Annotated in this window: 2 protein-coding genes; one reads left to right on the top strand and one right to left on the bottom strand. The window is 60.8% G+C overall.

The annotated features are described in order from the left end of the window. Nucleotides 1-266, bottom strand: a 266-nt coding sequence (locus ACR0JG_RS20720) for a relaxase domain-containing protein (RefSeq protein WP_480572529.1), incomplete at its 3' end; no start/stop codon positions are given. 14 nt (nt 267-280) lie between these two features. On the opposite strand from ACR0JG_RS20720, the gene ACR0JG_RS20715 reads away from it, so the two are divergent. Beyond that, complete coding sequence (locus ACR0JG_RS20715) at nt 281-1636, top strand: IS5 family transposase (protein ID WP_480448282.1); 1356 nt, start codon at nt 281-283, stop codon at nt 1634-1636. Nucleotides 1637-1860: the final 224 nt, after the last annotated feature.

Here is a 1860-nt window from a genome sequence, read left to right as displayed (position 1 = left end):
ATGAAGCGCTCCTCGACAATCTTCATCGCTTCGCGCACCGCCTTGTCGTGCGCGCGAGTGATCCGGTCATCGCCCATGACCAGTGCCGCGATCGAGGCGGATTTGGAGGCCGAGAAGGTGAGATCGAGCCCCGGCCGGTGCTTGCGCTCGCCATCCACGTAGTCGACCCTGAGTAATTCCCAACCTACTGATTTTCTGATGGAAATGCTGATTTCGTGTGTTTTTGAGCTGCAGGGTTTGCTATTCTGCGGGCGATTTTCTTGCAATTTCGGATTGCCTCATGAAGCCCAAGTCGAGACCGCTGGAACAGGATGATTTGCTGCGCCCGCGCCTGGTCGATCTGATCGACATGCGCCATGAGCTGGTTAAGCTCGAGGGCTATATCGACTGGGATTTCTTCGAGCGCGAATGGTCCGGGTTTTTCCCGTCGCACCGCGGTCGGCCGGCAACATCGCCGCGGCTGGTGGCCGGGCTTCTGTATCTGCAGCACGCCCATGACCTGTCTGACGAGGCCGTTGTCCGGCGTTGGGTGGAGAACCCCTACTACCAGCATTTCTGCGGCGAGGTGTTCTTTCAGCATCGCCCCCCGATCGACCCGTCTTCGCTGACCCGGTGGCGGAAACGGATCGGCGAGGAGGGTGTCGAATGGCTGCTCACCAAGACCATCGAGGCCGGCAAGGCTGCCGGGGCGATAGATGACAAGAGCGTCGGGCGGGTCATCGTCGACACGACGGTGATGGAGAAAGACATTGCCCATCCCACCGACGCTCGGCTCTACGAACGCGCCCGGCAACGGTTGGTCAAGCTGGCCGGCGAGGCCGGGATACAGCTCCGCCAGAGCTATGCGCGTCTGGCTCCGAGGCTTGCGGCTCAGGTCGGCCGCTACGCCCATGCCCGGCAGTTCAAGCGCATGCGCAAGGCACTGAGAAGATTGAAAGGATATACCGGCCGCGTGATGCGCGACATCGCGCGGCAACTCGAGAAGGTCGCCGACCCCGGCCTCATGGCCCGTATCGCCGATGAACTGGAGCTTGCCGCCCGGTTACTGCGGCAAAAACCGAAGGACAAGGGCAAGCTCTACGCGCTACACGAACCCGCGGTCGACTGCATTTCCAAGGGCAAGGCCCACAAACGCTACGAATTCGGCTGCAAGGTCAGCGTCGCCACCACGATGAACGAGGGCTTTGTGGTCGGCATTCGGTCGCTGCCCGGCAACCCTTACGACGGCCACACTCTGGCCGAAGCGCTGGAGCAGGTGGAAATCCTCACCGACACCCGCCCCGCCCAGGTCTTCGTCGACCGCGGCTACCGCGGCCATGGCGTGACTTTGAGCCAGGTGTTTATCAGCGGCCAGAAGCGCGGTGTCACACCAGTCCTTCGCAAGTTGATCCGCCGGCGAAGCGCAATCGAGCCCACCATCGGCCACATGAAATCCGAAGGTCGCCTCAGACGCTGCCCGCTCAAGGGCACCCTCGGCGATGCCATCTTCGCAGTGCTGTGCGGCTGCGGCCACAACATCCGCCTGATCCTGGCTCATATCAGAAAGCTTTGGCCTCAAATCTGGGGCAGGATACTCGACGCCCTGACTGCGATCTCACTCTGCCGGCGGCCACGACACGCTCTCGCGGCGGCATAAAGCAATATGTTCAGGGCCGACTACATAGGGTTGTGATCTGCCCCTACACTCCTCGGGGAAGAGCGCGTATACCGTCAGTCACGCGCAGAGACCGGAGCCAAGACCGGCGAGTGAGAAGAGCCTTTTTGTGACTGATGATGTTATACTTTGGGAGAAGTCTTTCTGGCTTTCAAAATCTGCTGAAGCATTCGCGAAGCATGTATACAAGGACGAGTGGAAAGCTG

It is taken from the genome of Ruegeria sp. AD5, assembly GCF_056542345.1.
Note: the sequence above shows the minus strand (reverse complement) of the source record. Positions and strands in the feature narration are given on the sequence as shown.